Origin of the sequence: Streptomyces sp. NPDC051104, from assembly GCF_040682835.1 — a bacterium.
Taxonomy (GTDB): Bacteria; Actinomycetota; Actinomycetes; order Streptomycetales; family Streptomycetaceae; genus Streptomyces; species Streptomyces cynarae.
In genome coordinates this window covers 39,928-58,973 of sequence record NZ_JBFBBS010000015.1, presented here as the reverse complement: position 1 = coordinate 58,973, position 19,046 = coordinate 39,928, and the positions used below count along the sequence as shown (strand labels likewise).

Below are 19,046 nucleotides of genomic sequence, written 5' to 3'. Positions count from 1 at the left end.
GCTTCCAGGGGGGCGCGGTGAGGTGAAATGCTGGAATTACGAAGGCTAAGAGAGATATGTCCGAAGCCGGTACTGTCGGTTTCGTGAAAGCACTGCCTGTCGGGGACCGGTTGACAATCAGACAACCTTGCCTGGTAACTTCCCAAGAGGTGAACGCTCAACAGTTCGATCTGTCGTGTCTGGGGGAGGGCGTTGGATGAAGGGGCAGGTCATGGATCCGGTCCGACCGCGTGTGGGGGAGCGCGGTCGGCAGTCCGGCGGCGTGCCGTCCGACGGCACTCAGCCGCAGGCCGAGGCGGAGGCGGAGCCCGTGAAGCCCGACGGCGGGCAGGCGCTGCGAGTGCTGGTCGTCGAGGACGCCCAGACTGCGGGCACCCTGGTGCAGGAACTGCGCCGACACGGCTACGCGGCCAGGAGCGTGGCCACGGGAGCCCAGGCGCTGCAGGCCCACCACAGTGTCGACCTGGTCCTGCTCGACCTCGACCTGCCTGATCTGGACGGACTGGAGGTGTGCCGCCGGATACGGGAGGTCGGCGACGTTCCGATCATCACCGTGACCGCGCGGGGAGCCGAACTCGACTGCGTGCTCGGATTGCAGGCGGGGTCGGACGACTACGTCGTCAAGCCGTACGGCCTGCGGGAACTGCTGGCCCGGATGGAGGCGGTGATGCGCCGGGCCCGTCCTCGGCGACCGGCGGGCCGGGTCATCACGTACGGGCCGCTGCGCATGGATGCGGACACCCGTGAACTGCTGGTGGAGGGTCGGCATGTGGAGCTGACCCCCAAGGAGTTCGACCTGATGCATCTGCTCGTCTCGGAGCCGGGCGCCACCCTCTCCCGCCGCCGGCTGATGAGCCAGGTGTGGGGGGACGACTGGTCCCACCGGGGACGCACGATCGACACGCACGTCAGCAGCCTGCGCAGCAAGCTCGGATCGAGCAGCTGGATCATCACCGTGCGCGGAGTCGGCTTCCGCCTCGGACGGCCGTGACGCGATGCCTTTGCCAGGGGGTGGTGGTCATGCCCGGGTGCCATACAATGCAGACAGGTTTGTTTGTTTCCTGGCGTGAGATGCGAGGTCTGGGGATGGCTCGGCAGGAGCGAGGGATCAGGTCGAGACGCTCGATCCTGGAAGCCGCCGCAGACGTGTTCGGCGAGCGGGGATACGACGCGGCGAGCACCAACGAGATCCTCGCCAGGGCCGGTCTCACGCGCGGGGCCCTGTACCACCACTTCCCCTCGAAAGAGGCGATCGCCATGGCGCTGGTGGAGGCGCAGGGCGAGGCTCTCGTGGTGCCGGACCAGGTGGTGAAGCTCCAGGCCGCCATCGATCTCACGCTGGACTTCGCCCGCCGGCTGCAGACCGACACGGTGCTCCGGGCCAGCGTGCGGCTGGCCGTCGAGCAGTCGTCCTTCTCGTTCCCGGCCCAGGAGCCGTACAACCAGTCGGTCTCCGTGATGGAGGACCTTCTCGGGCAGGCGGAGAAGCAGGGCGAACTGCTGCCGGGGATGGACCTGGGAGAGGTGGCCTCGACCGTCGTCGGGGCCTTCACCGGCCTCCAAGTCATGTCGCAGGCCTACAGCAACCGGCGGGACCTGCCCGCCCGGATCTCCGCGCTGTGGCGGCTCCTCCTGCCGGGGCTCGCCGCCCCGGGCATGCTCCCGCGACTGCGGACGACCCCGCTGCCGGACGCCGAGGGGCCGTTGGCGAGGGAGGTGTCCGGATCGGTCTGAGAGTGGGGAGGGCGCGGCGCCCGCGCCGCCGACGGCGCACGGACCCTGGGGTCGCCGAACACTGCGTCGGCCCGAGGGTGTCGGGTCGGCGCGCGTCGTCGTCGGGGCCGTGCGACCGCGGCGTCGGCGGTGCGGGACCTCTGTCGTCCGGACCACGTGGAGGTGGTTCGGGCTGCGAGTGGCCCGGGCCGCACGTCACCAGATGGGGAGCGGCACGTCAGGAGGCGAGGAGCTGAGCCACGTGGACATCCCCGACGCTTCGCCCGAGTTCCTCGATGAGCCAGGTGATGTGTTCCTCGTCGCGCCGGTAGTGGGTCCACTTGCCGACGCGCGTGGAGCGGACGAGACCCGCGCGTTCGAGTACGGCCATGTAGGCGGAGACCGTGGACTGGGCGAGTCCGGTCTTGGCCTGGATGTGGCTGACGCAGACGCCGACCGCGCGCGGGTCGGTGACGGCCGGGTTGACCGGGAAGTGTTCCTCCGGTTCGCGCAGCCACTGAAGCACTTGGAGCCGCACGGGGTTGGCGAGTGCCTTGAGCGGTTCGAGCAGGGGTGCGAGCTCCCCTGCCGCGGGCGTGTCGTGTGTCGTCATGAGCCTTCCGGGCGGACGCGGGGCCGACTGTGATGCATCGATGATAGGCGATACGTTACGGCTTCGTAAGCTGCCGGCCGCCCGGTGAGGTGCCGCACGGTCCCCCTTGACACCACATATCGAAGTTCTGCGATACTTCGATGTGTCAGCGTTCCGCAACGGCACGCCCCGTACCGCATGCCACTGCAACGGAGGGTTTTTCTCATGCCTATCGGGCTCATCGCCCTGGCGCTGGGGGGCTTCGGGATCGGCCTCACAGAGTTCGGGATCGTCGGCCTGCTGCCGGAGGTCGCAGGCGACTTCGGTGTCTCGGAGTCGGTCGCCGGGTACCTGGTCTCCGGTTACGCGCTCAGTGTCGCGATCGGCGCCCTCGCGCTGACCGCGGCCATCTCCCGCTTCGACCGCAAGAAAGTCCTGGTCAGCCTGATGGTGCTGTTCATCGCGGGCAACCTGATCTCCGCGATCGCTCCCACCTACTCGCTGCTGATGGTCGGCCGGGTGGTCGCGGCCCTGTGCCATGGAGCGTTCTTCAGCGTCGGCGCGGTCGTCGCCTCGGACATGGTCGCCGAGAACAAGAAGGCTAGCGCCATCGCGCTCATGTTCGGCGGACTGACCGCCGCGAACGTGCTCGGTGTGCCGCTGGGCACCTTCCTCGGCCAGCAGCTCGGCTGGCGCTCCACCTTCTGGGCCATCACGGTCATCGGCGTGGTCACGCTGGTCGGCATCCAGGCCCTGGTCCCGCAGACGACGGCGGCCACCCGGACCAACCTGCGCAGCGAACTCGCCGTCTTCCGCCGCGGCCAGGTGTGGGTGTCCATCGCGCTCAGCATCCTCGCCTTCGGCGGTGTCATCGGCGGCTACACCTACATCGCCTTCACGCTCACCAAGGTCAGCGGGTTCTCCAACAGCACCGTTCCCTGGCTGCTGGTTCTGTTCGGGGTGGGCACCTTCATCGGCAACTTCATCGGCGGCAAGGCCGCCGACAAGTCCCTCAACGCCGCTCTGATCGGCAACATGGCGGTCCTCGCGGTGGTCATGGCCGTCTTCGCCCTCACGGCGGAGAACAAGGTGGCCACGGTCCTCTCGCTGCTGCTGATGGGCACCATCGGCCTCGCGACGGCGCCCGGCCTGCAAGTGCGGACCATGAAGTACGCCGCCGACGCGCCCACCATGGCCTCCGGCGCCAACATCGCGGCCTTCAACGTCGGCAACGCGATCGGCGCCTGGCTCGGCGGGCTGGCCCTCGCTGCCGGGTACGGGTACGTCTCCCCGCTGTGGGTCGGAGCCGGGCTCGCCCTCGCCGGGCTCGTCGTGGTGGCGGGAGGATCCCTGGGCGGCACCTCCGCGGCGTCCAGGACCGCGCCGGCGCCCGCCGCCCGCCGGACGGACCACGTCGAAGCCGGCGCGCAGTAGGAGCGCCGCCCGCTGCGGGGATAAACGTCTCGAAAAACGGATCCGAGGAACCGGAGAGGTTCCTCGGATCCGTTTTTAATTTCTCGTTCAGCGGGTGTGGAGAATTGCTTTGACCGGGTGGGGCAAGAGATCGGTTGAGCTCGTGTGCACCGCAGTGACCAGCATGTTTGATATTTCTCTGACATTGTCCTGAGTTTTCTTGATATCTGTCTTTGCATGGCTTGAAGAGGTCTGACAAACCCTGTATCGGTGTCTGTTGAAACGGATCGTACGGGCGGAAAGAATTTCCATGGGAGCCCGATGCGATGCGTCGGTCGAATTCCCGAAGCGCGTTCCTCGGGAACGCGAACCCGCCGCGCCCGAAGACGAGCGCGTGACGCACCTCGACGGAACGAAGGTGCCTTCCGTTTCCGCCCAGAACACCCGAGAAGGGGATGCCTGTGTCCCGCTCTCTTTCCCATGCCGATCCGACGCCGGACACCCTTGGACGGCCCGCGCTCGTAGAGGACGTCCTCAGTACCAGGGACCGCATCCGCGTGGCCGGGTTCTTCCCCGGTCTCGGCAGCCGGGCCTTCTACCGGGGTCTCGGCCGGTCCCTCTTCGACTCCGGGATCCCGGAGATCACCGACATCTACCGGGACGCCGCCCGCGCCCTCGGTTTCCCGGCCCGGCCCGACCTCCTCCTCATCGCCCCCGAGAACCTTCCCGAGGGCACGATGGAACGCCAGGGCTTCATCGGGGCAGCCCTGCTGGTGCACAGCCTGGCCCTGGACGCCTATCTTCGGCATCGGGTCGCCGAAACCGGAACCCCCGCCAGTTTCATCGCCTACACCGGCGAGAGTTTCGGCATCCTGACGGCCGCGGTGGCGAGCGGATCCCTTTCGGTCCCCGACGGTGCGCGGATCGCCCAGGCCTTCACGCCGCTGATGCTCCTGGCCGCCGGTGCCCGGAGCACCGACGAGGCGTTCGCCCGGAACATCGCCTCGTACCTGGACGACTCCGTCCGGCAGACGTCACTGGTCCCCGAACCCTTCCACGTGGTCGCCGTGAAGGCGCGGACCCCGGAGGGCCTCGTGGACGTTCTCGACGCGACAGGAGCCGCGTACCCGGTCACGGATGTCGAACTGCACAAGACGTACTCGCCGACACAGGCGAACCTCTACGTGCGTTCCGGTGTCAAGCCCGAGTTCGACCGGTTCGTCGCCGCCTTCCCGGAGGTGGTCACCCGGGAACTGAAGGATCCCACCGTGTTCCTGGCCCACTCGGCGCGGATGCGGCCGGCCCGCGACGCCCTGGAGCGGTTCCTCACCACCCACCGGATCCGCTTCGAAGAGCCTCGCGTCCCCGTGGTGTCCAACCACGACATGTCGTTGCTCACCACCGCGTCCGCCGTCCGCCAGGGAGTCCTGGCGATGACGGACCGGGTCATGGCCTCCCGGGACACCTGCGAGACGCTCGGCGGCCTCGACCCGGACATGGTGCTGGAGCTGGGCCTGGGCGCCAAGTCGGTTCAGCTGCTCAGGGACAATGCCGTCGCCGCACCCGTCATGGCGTACACGGGCAGTCACGAGGACACCGAGAGGTTCCTGCGTTCCGTCGACGTGACGGACGCCCTGATGGAGAACTTGGAGCGGCTGTACACCACCGACCAGGAGCTGACGGACCGTCATTACGACGTGCTCCGCGACCTGTTCCGGGTCGCCGCCGGGAGCGACTTCTGCGACGCCTACGTATCCCGGACGCTCGGGCGCGTCGTCACCGCGGAGATGCTGCGGCCCCACCGCGAAGGGTCGCCCGCGTTCCACCGGTTCCTCGAAGTCTTCCAGCACACGCGGAACCACCGGGACCACATCGCCGTCGACCGGGGCGAGCTCGTCATCAGGGCGCGGCTGAAGAAGAAGCTCACCGGCGATGACCCCGCATCACTGGGCAGGGCCCACGTCGAACTCAGGGTCGTCGACGGCGCCGGCGGGATGACGACGAGGACGGTCGACACCCGCCGCCCGGAGGTCGTCGTCTTCCACTTCGACCGACTCGCAGACGTCGACGACGCGTGTCTGGGCCGCCGGACCGGACTGCTGCTGGACACACAGCCGACAGCCGTGCAGATCCACCGGCAGACGCTCGACGGCCCGGACGCCGACGGCACCTCCCCGGCAGGCCGCCGCATCGTCTACCAGTACCTGTTGTTCCACACCCTCGCCCAGCACCGGCCCGCGTTGTTCGCGCAGAGCGACCACTACCTCGAAGGCGGCGACATCCCCGGCTGGCTGGCGGCCCTGGCCGTCTCCGGCGCGGTCTCCCTGACCGACGCGGTCGCCCTGTCGGCCGCGCGCCCGCAGGGCGACGCCGTGGAGCGGATACTGAGCCGCATCACCGAGGCGGTGATCCCGCTGGTGTCGCCCGAGGGCGTGCCGGTCCAGTCCAGGAGGGACCTTCAGGACGCCACCCGCGCCGTGCTCGCGGGCGGTGTCCTCGGTACCGGCGCGCCACGGCGGATCCATCTCAACGGCAACTGCCAGATCATCGCCCTCGGTGGAGACCCCGACATCGCCGGAGTGGACGCCGGCCCCTGTGACACGCATGTGGTCCGTGTCGTGGAGCCGGGCGAGGCGTGGAAGAAGCGTCTCAACCCCGCCCTGGACGAGTTCGAGTACGCCTGCGTCCTGTGTCTGACGGAGGAGAACGAGCGGGTCCTTCACAACGCGCGCAGCCGCAGGATCCTCTCCAGCACGGTGTACGCCTACATCGACAGCGACGAATCGGTCGTCAGCTTCGGCAAGGGCGGCAGCGAGTCCATGACGATCTTCGTCAGGAAGGAGGGCGAGGAGGGCATCACGGTCCGGAAGATCCTCAGCGAGGCACTCACGACCGCGCGGTGGAACCCGGACGGGGACGGCGTGATGCTGCCGCCGTTCGCGAAGGCCCGGAAACAGGCGGAGTTCCTGCAGTCCCTGCCCGCGTCGGTGCGCGGCTACTTCCCCGAGGTGTACTCCGTCCTGGAGCGAGAGGTCCCGGTCCCCTCCCATCTGCGCCGCGACGGTCGTACGGTCGACCGGGAGGTCATCTACGAGATGAGCTACGTGGAGGGGGACGAGGTCAGCCGGTTCGTCGAGCGGCACACCCCGCCGCCGGCGGTGGTCGCCCGCCTCTACGAACAGATCATCCGGGTGCTGAGCGAACGTGTGCACAGCGTGGGCCGGGTACCGGCACCGGGCGAGACGCTGGACGTCTCCTACTTCAGGAAGATCGAGGACCGCCTGGACCTGTGCCGCCGCACGGCGCCGCGCACCTTCAACGAGCACCTTCTCGGCACCGAGCGGATCGTCGTCAACGGGATCTCCTACCTCAACTCGGCGGCGCTGCTCAAGCGGTTCCGGGAGACACCCGAGTTCGCCGAGGTCCTCGAACCGGCCTATCACTCGCTCGTGATGGGCGACACGAACACCGAGAACATCAAGATCGCCAACAGTGAGCCACTGCTGCACGCCCAACGCGTCATCGAGTCCGGAGCACGGCAGGAGGACGTCGACGCGGCGCTGGCCGCCATCACCCCCGCCTCACTGGGCATCAAGTTCCTCGACCCGAGAGCCATCGGCTTCAAGAGCGAGGGCAAGGACACCCGCGACGACGCGATGTACGACAACAAGCCGTGGCACAACTCCATCGGCCACTACGACGAGATCCACTTCGAGTGGTTCACCCTGAGCGTCGACGCCGGCGAGGGGAGGACGCCCCGGGTCGACATCGCTTTCGTGGACGGCAACCCGTACCAGAGGTCGTACCGGGTGCGGGACGTGGTCGCCACCGGAACGGCGGTGGACCCGGAGGCGCCCGAAGGCATCGAGGACTACTTCGCCCCGGTGATGACGGCGGCGCTCGGACTGGACGACCCCGGCTCGGCCTACCTCAGGGACGACCCCTACTGGCTGGTGCGTTTCGTGTTCATGATGGGGCAGCACTTCACGGCCATGCCCCCGTTCCACTTCCAGCAGGAGCTGGACGGCACGCTCATGGACACCTACCAGACCCAGCGCCGCCCGGTCGCCATCTACTGCGAAGGCATCAAGTGGCTCAACTGGGCGCTGCAGATGCTGGAAGGCACGAGGACCGAATTCCTCGGCCTCGAGGTGCCCCGCCTGCCGCACCTGGGCGGCTGACGGCCGCCGGCCCGCGCAGCCCGCAGCGTGCCACGCACTCCCGGTCGCCGGGCGAACCCCGTCCGCACCTTGCCGCCCGGCGACCGGGCCCCGCACACCCGCACCGCACACCGCACCGCACAGAAGGAGCCTCCTGTGACGTCCCTGTCGTTCTCGGCACCGGTGGACGGCTTGCACCACCTGTCGAACGAGACCCGTGTGATCGCCACCCCGTGGAGCCGCATGGTGCGCGGCATAGGCCTCGGTCAGCACCCCGTCGCCTACGACGCCGAAGCCGCCGCGCGGATCCGGCACACGTTCGACCTGCTGTCCGCCAAGGGCGCCGACAGCAGCGCGTACACCCGTTTCTCCCGCCTGCTCGCCCACTTCGTCCTCGACGTCGCGGATCCCGACCGCCACCTGCGCCGCTCCGACCTCGAACAGGGCCTCGTCCCGATCCTGGACGCCGTCCGCGCCGAGGCGAACCCGTACTTCCGGGTGATGGCCGGCTGCATCCTGATGGACGCCTTCGCCAAGCTGGGCCTGGACCGGGCCCTGCTGGTCAATGCGGAGACGGACTTCCCGGCGGAGATCCTGGCCGTCGCCGACACCATCGAGCCGGACCGGATCAAGGACGAGAACGCGGGTCGGCACGGCCACTACGAGAAGCTGTCCGCCTACTCCGCTGTCTTCCTCGCGTTCGGCCAACTGGGTCTGAGGGACAGGCTGGTGGTCGGGCGGCGCAACCACGTCCGCGAGGCGCTGGGCCTGCTGGAGAGGATCCCCGCACCGTTCTTCCGCGGCCGCGGCGGCTCCATGCTGCTGTCGGTGATCTCGGTGCTCGGCTACGAGCGGTTCATCTCCGGCGAGGGCCGGGACTACAGGAAGGAGGTCCTCTCCTACCTCGACCGCGCGGACGAGCTGAGCCTGCCCCCCGCGTTCCCGCAGCCCATGTCGGAGAGCTTCCCGAAGGTCTATCCGCTCCTGACCATGCTGAACGCCATCGCCATGAGCGACCGGCCCGAGGAGTACCTGACCCACGGCCGGGACCGGCTGGCCGAGGCCAAGGAGCTGATGGGCCGCATCACCCCGGTCGAACGCACCCATATGGGCCTTTACTACATCATCGCCCTGCACAACCTCGGCCGGCTGCACGAACAGGTGCCGGACCTGGACGCCCTCGTCGAGGACATCGTCGGCCAGTGGGTGCACATCGATCCCGGAGCGAACTACTTCCTCCACGGGATCTCCTACGCCTACATCGTCCAGACCGCCCTGCTCACCGGCCGGCTGGCCCTGATCGACGGCAAGACGCTGGACCGGCTGGTGGACGGGTTCCCGGACCTGGACCGCACCGACGACGACCGGATCAACCGCCCCTATCCGTTCGCGTACGCGCTGAACGTCCTCGGCGAGGTGGGCTGCTCGCACCTCCTGTTCGAACCCAGGGACGCCTACGGCGGCGCCACGCCCATCGCCTGGGTCATCGACCGGCTCTCCGAGGGGGGCCGTGAGGAGCACCGCCTGTACATGCTGAACCACGCCCTCGTCAGCTACGCCCTGCGTCTGCGGGGGCCGAGGTGGGCGGAGACCCCCCTGTTCAAGAACTTCCGCTTCCCCCGCCCGAACGACAGGGGCGCGGACCGGCACGGCCGGTGAACCCGCGGCGGCGGTTCAGAGCGCCTTCGCGAAACACAGGCTCGATTCGTAGAAGCGGTAGTAGCCGAACTTCGCGCACGGTTCGTAGCCGCTGGAGGTGTACAGGGCCACCGCCTCCGGCTGCTTGGTGCCCGTCTCCAGGACCATGCGGGTGCGGCCGGCCGCGCGGGCGTCCTCCTCCAGGGCGGCGAGGATGCGGCGCGCCAGGCCCCGGCCGCGCATCTCCTCTATGACGAACATCCGCTTGAGTTCGGCGTCCCCGTCCTCGTATCCCTCGTCGCTCTTCTCCTGGGAGCGCCAGCCGCCCGTGGCCACGGGACGATCCTGCTCGTCGTACGCGATCAGGTAGAGGCCGGCCGGCGGTACGAACATCGCCGGGTCCAGGTGCGTGGCGTCGCCACCGTCGCCGTAGCGAACGTGGTACTCGGCCTGGACGAGGTCGTTGAGCTTGACGGCGTCGGGGTGGCCGAAGGAGGCACGGCGAATATTCACGCCGGAAAGCGTACATCTATACGAATACCGCTACCGGGGCTCTGCCCGCCTGCCGGTATCGTTCCCGGGTGCTCACTGTGACCTCCGTGAACGTCAACGGGATCCGTGCCGCCGCGAAGAAGGGCTTCGTGGAGTGGCTCGACGGTACCTCCGCCGATGTGCTGTGCCTCCAGGAGGTGCGCGCCGAACCCGGGCAGATCCCCGAGGGCGTCCGGGCGCGAGACGGCTGGCACGTCGTGCACGCCCCGGCCGCCGCCAAGGGGCGCGCGGGGGTGGCGCTCTACACGCGGCGCGAGCCCGACCGGGTGCGGATCGGGTTCGGGTCGGCCGAGTTCGACGGCAGCGGGCGGTATGTCGAGGCCGATCTGCCCGGTGTCACCGTCGCGAGCCTGTACCTGCCCTCGGGTGACGTCGGGACCGAACGGCAGGACGAGAAGGTCCGGTTCATGGCCGAGTTCCTCGGCCATCTCAAGCAGTTGCGGGAGCGGGCCGCCGCCGACGGACGCGAGGTGGTCGTCTGCGGCGACTGGAACATCGCCCACCGCGAGGCCGACCTGAAGAACTGGCGCGGCAACCGGAAGAACTCCGGCTTCCTGCCCGAGGAACGCGAGTGGCTGGGGCGGGTCTTCGAACCCGAGGACGGCGGGTACGTCGACGTGGTCCGGGCGCTGCATCCGGACGTCGAGGGGCCGTACACCTGGTGGTCCTACCGCGGGCGCGCTTTCGACAACGACGCAGGATGGCGCATCGACTACCAGATCACCACGCCGGGTCTCGCCGCCAAGGCGGTCAAGGCGTACGTGGAGCGCGCGGCGACGCACACCGCGCGCTGGTCGGACCATGCGCCGGTGACGGTGGTCTACGACCTCTGATCCGCCAGCAGTCGCCGGTCCAGGGCCAGTGACAGTTCCGCCTCCACCACGCTCTTCGCCAGTGGGCGCAGGCGTTTGATGTCCTCCGGCGAGCGGTCCTCCGTGGCCACCAGGTCGTCGAACACCTCCGCCAGGGCCTCCGCGTGTTCGCGGACGCGGCGGGCGGCGGCCAGGACGTCCGCCAGCGGGATGCCCTCACGGACCAGGGCCGCCGACACGTCCAGCAGTCGGCGGCTGACGTGCACGATCTCGCCGCCGTCCGTGCCGAGGTAGCCCAGTTCCAGTGCGGCGGACAGGTTCTCCGGTGTGGCCTGGTCGCCGAAGACGTCGGCCAGCGCCTCGGGGGTGAGCCGGACCGGGGTCTCCTCGCTGGGTGCGCCGAGGCCGAGCAACTCGCCGACGTTGCGGCCGTGGTCGAAGGCCTCGGCGAGTTCCGCGATGCCGCTGAGGGTGTGGCCGCGTTCCAGGAGCGCGGAGATCGTCCGCAGCCGGGCCAGGTGCGTGTCGTCGTACCAGGCGATACGGCCCTCGCGGCGCGGCGGGTGGATCAGCTTGCGCTCGCGGTAGAAGCGCAGCGTGCGCACCGTGACGCCGGCCTTCCTGGCCAGCTCCTCCATGCGGTACTCGCGCTGCTCCCCGTTGCCTGCCACGCCCGAACCCTACGTCGTACCGCCGGTAACTTTCCTTGCCCCACCCCTACCCATCGGTACGGCCGCTGCCCTACCCTCCCGATTGCGCCAGTGTTCACTGGCAGAGTCTGGCGGACCGGGAGGCTGCGGGATGGCCGAGCACGAGCATGTACGGGTGGCGGTGATCGGGACGGGGTTCGGCGGGCTCGGTGCCGCCGTGCGACTGCGCCGGGAAGGGATCACCGACTTCGTGGTCCTGGAACGGTCGGACGCAGTCGGCGGCGCCTGGCGCGACAACACCTATCCGGGCTGCGCCTGCGACGTCCCCTCCCACCTCTACTCGTTCTCCTTCGCCCCCTACCCCGACTGGCCGCGCACCTTCTCCGGTCAGGAGCACATCCGCGCGTACCTGGAGCATGTGGCGGACGTCTTCGGGCTTCGGCCGCACATCCGCTTCCGCAGCGAGGTGAAGCTGATGACCTGGGATGCCGCGAAGCTGCGCTGGGACATCGAGACCAGCAGCGGATCGCTCACCGCGGACGTCGTCGTCTCCGCAACCGGCCCGCTCTCCGACCCGAAGATCCCGGACATCCCCGGCCTCGACTCCTTCCCGGGCGCGGTCTTCCACTCCGCCCGCTGGGACCACGACCAGGACCTGCGCGGCAAGCGGGTCGCCATGGTCGGCACCGGGGCCTCCGCGATCCAGATCGTGCCGGCCATCCAGCCCGACGTCGCGAAACTGGTCCTCTTCCAGCGCACTCCGCCGTGGGTGCTGCCCCGCGTCGACCGCGCGATCAGCGGCCCGGAGCGGGCACTGCACCGCGCGCTGCCCGCCACCGCGCGGCTGCGACGCGGACTGCTGTGGGGAATACGGGAGTTGCAGATCCAGGCGTTCACCAAGCACCCGAACGAGCTGGGCCTCGTCGAGCGGCTGGCCAAGGCCAACATGGCCCGCGCCGTCAAGGACCCGGCCCTGCGGGCCAGGCTGACCCCCGACTACCGCATCGGCTGCAAGCGGATCCTGCTCTCCAGCGACTACTACCCGGCCCTCGCGCAGCCGAACGTGGACGTCGTCGCGAGCGGGCTCGCCGAGGTCCGCGGCTCGACGGTCGTCGCGGCGGACGGCACCGAGGCCGAGGTCGACGCGATCGTCTTCGGTACCGGGTTCCATGTGACGGACATGCCGATCGCCGAGCGGGTCGTCGGCGTCGACGGCAGGACGCTCGCGGAGACCTGGAAGGGCGGGATGCAGGCCCTGCGCGGGGCATCGGCCGCCGGGTTCCCCAACTGGATGACGATCATCGGGCCCAACACCGGGCTCGGGAACTCCTCGATGATCCTGGTGATCGAGTCCCAGCTGAACTACATGGCAGACTTCCTGCGGCAGTTGCGGGTCCTCGGCGGCCGGGTCGCGCTCGACGCCCGCCCGGATGCCGTCGCGGCCTGGAACCACAAGGTGCAGGAACGTATGAAGCGCACGGTGTGGAACACCGGCGGCTGCACCAGTTGGTACCTCGACGCGAGCGGTCGCAACACCACCATCTGGCCCGGTACGACGACGGAGTTCCGCTCGGCGACGCGGCGCGTGAACCTCGCCGAGTACGACGTGCTGCGGGCACCCGCCCAGCGGAGCGCGCAGGCCGAGGAGCGCGTGGAGGCCGGCGCATGAGGCGCCCGACGCCGGTGGCCACGGGCCCCTACGCGCCCCCGGCCCCGGACCGTGAGCTGACGGTCCTCTCCGCCGACGGCGCCCGGTTGCACGTCGAGCTGCACGGACCCGAGGGCGCGCCTCCGGTGGTCCTCGTCCACGGTTGGACCTGCTCGACCGCCTTCTGGGCGGCGCAGATCCGGGACCTCGCCGCCGACCACCGGGTGATCGCCTACGACCAGCGGGGGCACGGGAGCAGCCCCGTGAGCCGCATCTGCTCCACGGAGGCGCTCGCCGACGATCTGGAGGCGGTGCTCGCCGCCGCACTCGCGCCGGGCGAGAGAGCCGTGGTCGTGGGGCACTCCATGGGCGGGATGACGGTGCTGGCCGCCGCCGCGCGCCCCCGCTTCCGGGCGCACACGGCGGCCGTGCTGTTGTGCAGTACGGGCAGCGCGCGCCTGGTGTCCGAGTCGCTGGTGGTGCCGATGCGCGCCGGGCGCCTGCGCACCTGGCTCACCGCACGCGTCCTCGGCTCGCGCGCCCCGCTCGGGCCGGTCACACCGGTGGCGCGGCGCGTCCTCAAGTACGCCACCATGGGCGCCGCTTCGACGCCGGCCATGGTGGAGGCGTGCGCGCGGGTGGTGCACGCTTGTCCGCGCGAGGTGCGCCACGCGTGGTCGCGCGTGCTCGAAGGGCTCGATCTCGAGGACGCCGTACGGGAGCTGACCGCACCGACGGCCGTCGTGGTCGGCACTGCCGACCGGCTCACGCCGCCGGTGCACGCGCGGGCGCTGGTCGCCGCGCTGCCGCACTGCGTAGGCGGCACGGAGCTGCCGGGGCTCGGCCATATGACACCCGTGGAGGCACCGGAGCTGGTCACCGGGAAGATCCGCGAACTCGTCACCGCGTACGCGGCGGGCACACCGAACGAGCCGGTCAAGGAGGGCGCATGAGCAGGGTGAGCCTCGAGGGGCAGGTCGCCGTCGTCACCGGCGCGGCGCGGGGCGTCGGCGAACTGCTGGCCCGCAAGCTGTCGGCGCGCGGGGCCACGGTCGCGCTGGTCGGCCTGGAGGCGGACGCCCTCAAGCGGGTCGCGGAGCAGCTGTACGGGGACGGCGGGCACTGGTACGCCGACGTCACCGACCACGAGGCGATGACGCGGGTCGCACGGGAGGTTCAGCAGCGGTTCGGAAAGGTCGACATCGTGGTCGCCAACGCCGGTGTGGCCAACGGTGGGCCGTTCACCGAGTCCGACCCCGAGGCGTGGCGGCGGGTGATCGAGGTCAATCTGATCGGCTCCGCGGTGACGGCCCGCGCCTTCCTGCCGGCGTTGGTCGCGAGCCGGGGCTATCTCCTCCAGATCGCCTCACTCGCGGCGATCACGCCGGCGCCGATGATGACGGCGTACTGCGCGTCCAAGTCGGGCGTGGAGGCGTACGCGCACAGCCTGCGCGCCGAGGTCGCGCACCGGGGCGTACGTGTCGGGGTCGGGTATCTGTCCTGGACGGACACGGACATGGTGCGGGGCGCCGACGAGGACGAGGTGATGCGGGAGCTGCGGCAGCGGCTGCCGTGGCCGTCCAACAAGACGTATCCGCTGGGGCCGGCGGTGGACCGGCTGGTGGCCGGGATCGAGCGGCGGTCGACCCATGTGTACGGGCAGGCGTGGCTGCGCGGGATGCAGGCGGTGCGCGGGTATCTGCCGGGGATCATCGCGACCGTGGGGCAGCGGGACATGCGTCGGTTCGAGCCGCGGCTCAAGGGGGTGCGCACGGGGCTCGTCGGGGCCGGTGGTCGGGCCGATGAGCAGCGGCGGAGTACGCTCAGTAACTGATCGAAATGCGTGGTTTGTTCCTGCATGTCAGTCTGGTCGAGCCCGATCCCCTCACCCACTTCGGGAGTGAACCCACATGGGTATGAAGGACAAGTCCGAGCAGATCAAGCAGCAGGCCAAGCAGAAGATGGAGCAGGCCAAGCAGCAGGCGCAGCAGCGCGGCCAGCAGGCGCAGCAGCGGGGCCAGCAGGCGCAGCAGCGGGGCCAGCAGGCGCAGCAGCGGGGCCAACAGACGCGGGATGACGCGCAGCGGATGCAGGAGGAAGCGGAGGACCGCTTCGACCAGGACCGCGAGCGGTAGCCTGCGGCCGGCCTGCGGCCGGCTTCAGCAGCGATGAGTGGGGCGCCCTTTGCATTGAGGGCGCCCCACTTCTGCGTGCCGTCGTTCGAGGTCGGCTGTTGTGCGGTCTTTGTTGCACCGTGCCGGTGGCTGTGGGCTGTGGGCTGTGCCCACCCTCCCCCAAGCCGGCTGCCGCAGCGGTAGCGGCAAGCGGCAGCGGGATCAGCCCGTTGGCCTCGGTGGGAGTTTCGGGCGGGTTCTGTTCGGGACCTGGCTGTAGTCCGGTGGGGTTGCCGCCGGCTGGGTGTCCAGGAGGTTCAGGGCCACTTCGACCGCGTCCGCCAGTTGCCTGTGGCGGCCCTCCGCCCAGTCCACGGGGGTGCGCTCGATCTCCAAGTCCGGGGTGACACCCCGGTTTTCCACGGACCATCCGTACGCGTCGAACCACGCCGCGTTCATCGGCACCGTGATGACCGTGCCGTCGCCCAGGCGGTGACGGCCCGTCATGCCGACCACGCCGCCCCAGGTGCGCTGGCCCACCACCGGGCCGAGCTTCAGCAGTTTGAACGCGGCCGTGATCATGTCGCCGTCGGAGGACGTGGCCTCGTCGGCGAGGGCCACGACCGGTCCGCGTGGGGCGTTCGAGGTGTACGACACCGGCTGGGCGTTGCGTGTCAGGTCCCAGCCCAGGATGGGGCGCGTCAGCTTCTCGATGACGAGTTCGCTGATGTGGCCGCCCGCGTTGCCGCGTACGTCCACGATGAGCGCCGGCCGTGAGACCTCCTTCCTGAGGTCCCGGTTGAACTGCGCCCAGCCGGAGCCGCCCAGGTCCGGGATGTGCAGGTACCCGCAGCGGTCGCCGCTCAACTCCTTTACGACCGCACGGCGCTTGGCGACCCAGTCCTGGTAGCGCAGCGGCCGTTCGTCGATCAGCGGCACCACGGCCACACGACGGGGTCCGCCCTCCCCGTCGGCGGGCAGGAACGTCAGCTCCACCGTCGTACCGCCCGCCCCGGCCAGCAGCGGATACGGTCCCGTCACCGGGTCCACCGGCCGCCCGTCCACATGGGTCAGCACGGCGCCCTCGCGAATGCCGGTGCCCGCGAGGGGGGAGCGCGCCTTGGAGTCCGACGACTCGCCCGGCAGGATCCGCCTCACCACCCAGCGCCCGTCGTGGCGCACGAAGTTGGCGCCCAGCAGGCCCTGGTAGCGCTGGTAGTGCGGCGGGCCCTCGTTGCGCCGGGCCGCCGCCACGTACGCGTGCGAGGTGCCCAGTTCGCCCAGCACCTCGCGCAGCAGATCCGCGAACTCGTCCGGGGAGGCGACCCGTTCGACCAGCGGGCGGTACTGCTCCAGGATCGCGTCCCAGTCGATCCCACACATGTTCGGCTCCCAGAAGTAGGCCCGGATGAGCCGGCCCGCCTCCGCGTACGCCTGCCGCCACTCCGCGCCCGGGTCCACCTCGTGCATGATGCGGCGTGCGTCGATCCACACCGTCGTGTCGGAGTCGCCGGACTCGGTCGACGGCACGGCCCGCAGGTCGCCCTCGTCGACGACCACCAGCCGTGTCCCGTCCCCGCTCACCGCGAACCAGTCCAGGTGGCCGACCAGTTCGGACTTCTTCGCCTTGCTGAGGTTGAAGTGCTCCAGCGTGGGGCGGCCGGAGACGTCGTCCGGGTTGACGAAGGTCTCGCCCAGCGCGCCCGAGATCGGCCAGCGCAGCCACACCAGGCCGCCGCCCGCGACGGGACGCAGCTCCGAGTACTTCGAGGCCGTGACCGGGAACGGCGTCACCCGGTTCTCCAGCCCCTCGACCTCGACGGTCACCACGCCGCCGCCCTCCTCCTCGTCCTCCGCGGGGTCGAGACCGCCGGCCGCGGGCCGTCCCTCCGGGTTCAGCGCGAAGGGGGAGGGGGTCGCGGAGGACAGCGGGACCAGGTACGGGCGGCAGCCGAGGGGGAAGGACAGGTCGCCGGTGTGCACGTCGTACACGGGGTCGAAGCCGCGCCAGGACAGGAACGCCAGGTAGCGGCCGTCCCGGGTGAACACCGGGTTCTCGTCCTCGAAGCGGCCGTTGGTGACGTCGACGATCAACCGGTCCTTTATGCGGGCCATCCTGATCTGCCTCAGCGACCGGCCGATCCCCGGATGCGACCACGTCAGCCACGCGCCGTCCGGGGAGAACGCCAGCTCCCGTACCGGCCCGTTGTCCGAGCGGACCAACTCCGTGACCGCGCCCGCAGGCTCCTCGCCGCCGGCCTCTTCCCTGCCGGCCTCTTCGCTGCCGGCCTCTTCGCCGCCGGGCTCCTCGCCGCCGGGCTCCTCGTCGGCCACGGTGACGAGCAGCAGCCGTCCGTCGTTCGAGGCGATCGCGAGCCGTTCGCCCTGGGGATCCGCCACCATCTCCAGGACGCGTCCCAGTTGCCCGGAGGCCAGCCGGCGCGGCCCGCGGTCGCCCGAGGCCCGCGGCAGATACGCGATCTCGATGGCGTCCTCGCCCTCGGCGTCCGTGACGTACGCGATCTGCCCGCCGGCGCCCAGCATCTCCGGCAGCCGGATGCGCACGCCGGGGGTGTCCGTGATCGTGCGGGCGGGGCCGTCCCGGTGCGTGAGCCAGTACAGGCTGCCGCGGACGACCACCGCGCTGGCCCGCCCGGTCTCGTCCACCGAGATCCCGTCCACGTGCTGCGCCGCCGGCACCTGGTACTTGCGGCGCCCGGCCCGCGGCCCGCCCAGGCGCACGTCCAGGCGGCGCGGGATCGAGTCGGGGGACAGGTCGTCGACGATCCACAGGTCGCCCGCGCACTGGTACACCACCCGGGCGCCGTCGCTCGCGGCATGGCGGGCGTAGAAGCTGTCGTGGTCGGTGTGGCGGCGCAGGTCGGAGCCGTCGTACGCGCACGAGTACAGGTTGCCGATGCCCTCGTGGTCGGAGAGGAACGCGATTCGCCCGCCGACGAACATCGGCGAGTCCAGGTGGCCCTCGAGGTCGGCGAGCAGCCGCTGCCCGTGCAGCCACAGCCGGCCCATGGCGCCGCCGCGGTAGCGCTTCCAGGAGGCCGGTTCGTGCGGGGGTGTGCCGGTGAGCAGCAGCGTTCTGCGTTCGCCGTCGATGTCGGCCACCGCTATGTCGGAGACCGGGCCCCAGGGCAGCTTGCCGCCGGGGTCGCCGTCGGTCGGGACCTTGTAGGCGAAGGTGTAGTGGGAGAAGGGCTCGCCGTGCGAGGCGACGGCGAGGAGGTCGCCCTCCGGAGTCCAGCCGCACACCTGGGTGTCGACGCTGCCCCAGTAGGTCAGCCGCCGGCCGGGGCCGCCGTCCACCGGCGTCAGATGGATCTCCGGGAACAGGCTGCGCCAGCTCGTGTACGCGATGAACCGGCCGTCCGGCGAGAAGCGGGGATGTCCGATCTTCGTACGGTCCACGGTGAGCCGCCAGGCACGGCCGGACCCGTCCAGCGGAGCCGTCCACAGGTCGTCCTCTGCGGCGAAGCACAGGCGGTCGCCGTGCAGGTGAGGGAAGCGGAGGTAGCCGGGTGCCTTCTCGTTCTCGTACTCGTCGCGCGCTTCATTCACCTACCCATGCTTTGTCCGGCGACGGGGCGCGGCAACTCGTAGGGAGGGTGTGTCGGCAAGGGCGTCGACAGCCGCGTGACCCAGAACACGTACGAAACTGTTTCGTTTCGCTCGGCTGTGGGGGTATCGTCATGGCGTACGAAACAGTCTCGTTCGGAGCCCTGCGGCTCCGGGCGGGAGG

14 protein-coding genes are annotated in these 19,046 nt (G+C 70.1%); 10 read left to right on the top strand and 4 right to left on the bottom strand.

The features are described 5' to 3' along the window. Nucleotides 1-211 precede the first annotated feature (211 nt). Entirely contained in the window at nt 212-991 is a 780-nt protein-coding gene (locus AB0N14_RS21695) for a response regulator transcription factor (protein ID WP_366027332.1), read from the top strand. Between the two features lie 95 nt (nt 992-1,086). After that, complete coding sequence (locus AB0N14_RS21690) at nt 1,087-1,734, top strand: ScbR family autoregulator-binding transcription factor (protein ID WP_366027331.1); 648 nt, start codon at nt 1,087-1,089, stop codon at nt 1,732-1,734. Nucleotides 1,735-1,951: 217 nt separating this feature from the next. Here AB0N14_RS21690 and AB0N14_RS21685 read toward each other — a convergent pair whose 3' ends face one another. Continuing rightward, on the bottom strand, nt 1,952-2,326 hold the full coding sequence (locus AB0N14_RS21685; RefSeq protein ID WP_366027330.1) for a metalloregulator ArsR/SmtB family transcription factor: 375 nt from the start codon (nt 2,324-2,326) through the stop codon (nt 1,952-1,954). Nucleotides 2,327-2,530: 204 nt separating this feature from the next. On the opposite strand from AB0N14_RS21685, the gene AB0N14_RS21680 reads away from it, so the two are divergent. The 3 genes from AB0N14_RS21680 (at nt 2,531) to AB0N14_RS21670 (ending at nt 9,537) form a co-directional block, all read left to right on the top strand. After that, nucleotides 2,531-3,739: an MFS transporter gene (locus AB0N14_RS21680; RefSeq protein WP_366027329.1), complete on the top strand. Its 1,209-nt coding sequence runs from the start codon at nt 2,531-2,533 to the stop codon at nt 3,737-3,739. A gap of 440 nt (nt 3,740-4,179) precedes the next feature. Then, complete coding sequence (locus tag AB0N14_RS21675; protein WP_366027328.1) at nt 4,180-7,899, top strand: ACP S-malonyltransferase; 3,720 nt, start codon at nt 4,180-4,182, stop codon at nt 7,897-7,899. A gap of 135 nt (nt 7,900-8,034) precedes the next feature. Next, nucleotides 8,035-9,537, top strand: coding sequence for a hypothetical protein (locus AB0N14_RS21670; RefSeq protein WP_366027327.1), 1,503 nt, complete (start codon nt 8,035-8,037; stop codon nt 9,535-9,537). 15 nt (nt 9,538-9,552) lie between these two features. On the opposite strand, the gene AB0N14_RS21665 is transcribed toward AB0N14_RS21670, so the two are convergent. Further along, entirely contained in the window at nt 9,553-10,029 is a 477-nt protein-coding gene (locus tag AB0N14_RS21665; protein ID WP_366027326.1) for a GNAT family N-acetyltransferase, read from the bottom strand. A gap of 77 nt (nt 10,030-10,106) precedes the next feature. Here AB0N14_RS21665 and AB0N14_RS21660 point away from each other — a divergent pair, with 77 nt between their 5' ends. After that, complete coding sequence (locus AB0N14_RS21660) at nt 10,107-10,901, top strand: exodeoxyribonuclease III (protein WP_366027414.1); 795 nt, start codon at nt 10,107-10,109, stop codon at nt 10,899-10,901. Here AB0N14_RS21660 and AB0N14_RS21655 read toward each other — a convergent pair. After that, entirely contained in the window at nt 10,889-11,551 is a 663-nt protein-coding gene (locus AB0N14_RS21655) for a MerR family transcriptional regulator (RefSeq protein WP_366027325.1), read from the bottom strand. The genes AB0N14_RS21660 and AB0N14_RS21655 overlap by 13 nt on opposite strands. 130 nt (nt 11,552-11,681) lie before the next feature. On the opposite strand from AB0N14_RS21655, the gene AB0N14_RS21650 reads away from it, so the two are divergent. The 4 genes from AB0N14_RS21650 (at nt 11,682) to AB0N14_RS21635 (ending at nt 15,313) form a co-directional block, all read left to right on the top strand. After that, complete coding sequence (locus AB0N14_RS21650; protein ID WP_366027324.1) at nt 11,682-13,199, top strand: NAD(P)/FAD-dependent oxidoreductase; 1,518 nt, start codon at nt 11,682-11,684, stop codon at nt 13,197-13,199. Beyond that, nucleotides 13,196-14,131 (top strand): alpha/beta hydrolase, encoded by a 936-nt coding sequence (locus AB0N14_RS21645; RefSeq protein WP_366027323.1) that lies wholly within the window; start codon nt 13,196-13,198, stop codon nt 14,129-14,131. The genes AB0N14_RS21650 and AB0N14_RS21645 overlap by 4 nt, the downstream gene beginning before the upstream one ends. Next, the gene (locus tag AB0N14_RS21640) at nt 14,128-15,012 is read left to right on the top strand and encodes an SDR family oxidoreductase (RefSeq protein ID WP_366027322.1); all 885 of its coding nucleotides are present in this window, start codon (nt 14,128-14,130) and stop codon (nt 15,010-15,012) included. The genes AB0N14_RS21645 and AB0N14_RS21640 overlap by 4 nt, the downstream gene beginning before the upstream one ends. Before the next feature lie 76 nt (nt 15,013-15,088). After that, entirely contained in the window at nt 15,089-15,313 is a 225-nt protein-coding gene (locus AB0N14_RS21635) for a hypothetical protein (protein ID WP_366027320.1), read from the top strand. A gap of 201 nt (nt 15,314-15,514) precedes the next feature. Here the strand turns inward: AB0N14_RS21635 and AB0N14_RS21630 are convergent, their stop codons facing one another. After that, complete coding sequence (locus AB0N14_RS21630; RefSeq protein WP_366027319.1) at nt 15,515-18,865, bottom strand: S41 family peptidase; 3,351 nt, start codon at nt 18,863-18,865, stop codon at nt 15,515-15,517. Nucleotides 18,866-19,046: the final 181 nt, after the last annotated feature.

What these genes read in the sequence shown, in the direction of transcription:
- AB0N14_RS21690 (WP_366027331.1), top strand. Translation starts at nt 1,087, where the DNA reads ATGGCTCGGCAGGAGCGAGGGATCAGGTCGAGACGCTCGATCCTGGAA.
- AB0N14_RS21680 (WP_366027329.1), top strand. Translation starts at nt 2,531, where the DNA reads ATGCCTATCGGGCTCATCGCCCTGGCGCTGGGGGGCTTCGGGATCGGC.
- AB0N14_RS21650 (WP_366027324.1), top strand. Translation starts at nt 11,682, where the DNA reads ATGGCCGAGCACGAGCATGTACGGGTGGCGGTGATCGGGACGGGGTTC.
- AB0N14_RS21685 (WP_366027330.1), bottom strand. Translation starts at nt 2,326, where the DNA reads ATGACGACACACGACACGCCCGCGGCAGGGGAGCTCGCACCCCTGCTC.
- AB0N14_RS21645 (WP_366027323.1), top strand. Translation starts at nt 13,196, where the DNA reads ATGAGGCGCCCGACGCCGGTGGCCACGGGCCCCTACGCGCCCCCGGCC.
- AB0N14_RS21640 (WP_366027322.1), top strand. Translation starts at nt 14,128, where the DNA reads ATGAGCAGGGTGAGCCTCGAGGGGCAGGTCGCCGTCGTCACCGGCGCG.
- AB0N14_RS21635 (WP_366027320.1), top strand. Translation starts at nt 15,089, where the DNA reads ATGGGTATGAAGGACAAGTCCGAGCAGATCAAGCAGCAGGCCAAGCAG.
- AB0N14_RS21695 (WP_366027332.1), top strand. Translation starts at nt 212, where the DNA reads ATGGATCCGGTCCGACCGCGTGTGGGGGAGCGCGGTCGGCAGTCCGGC.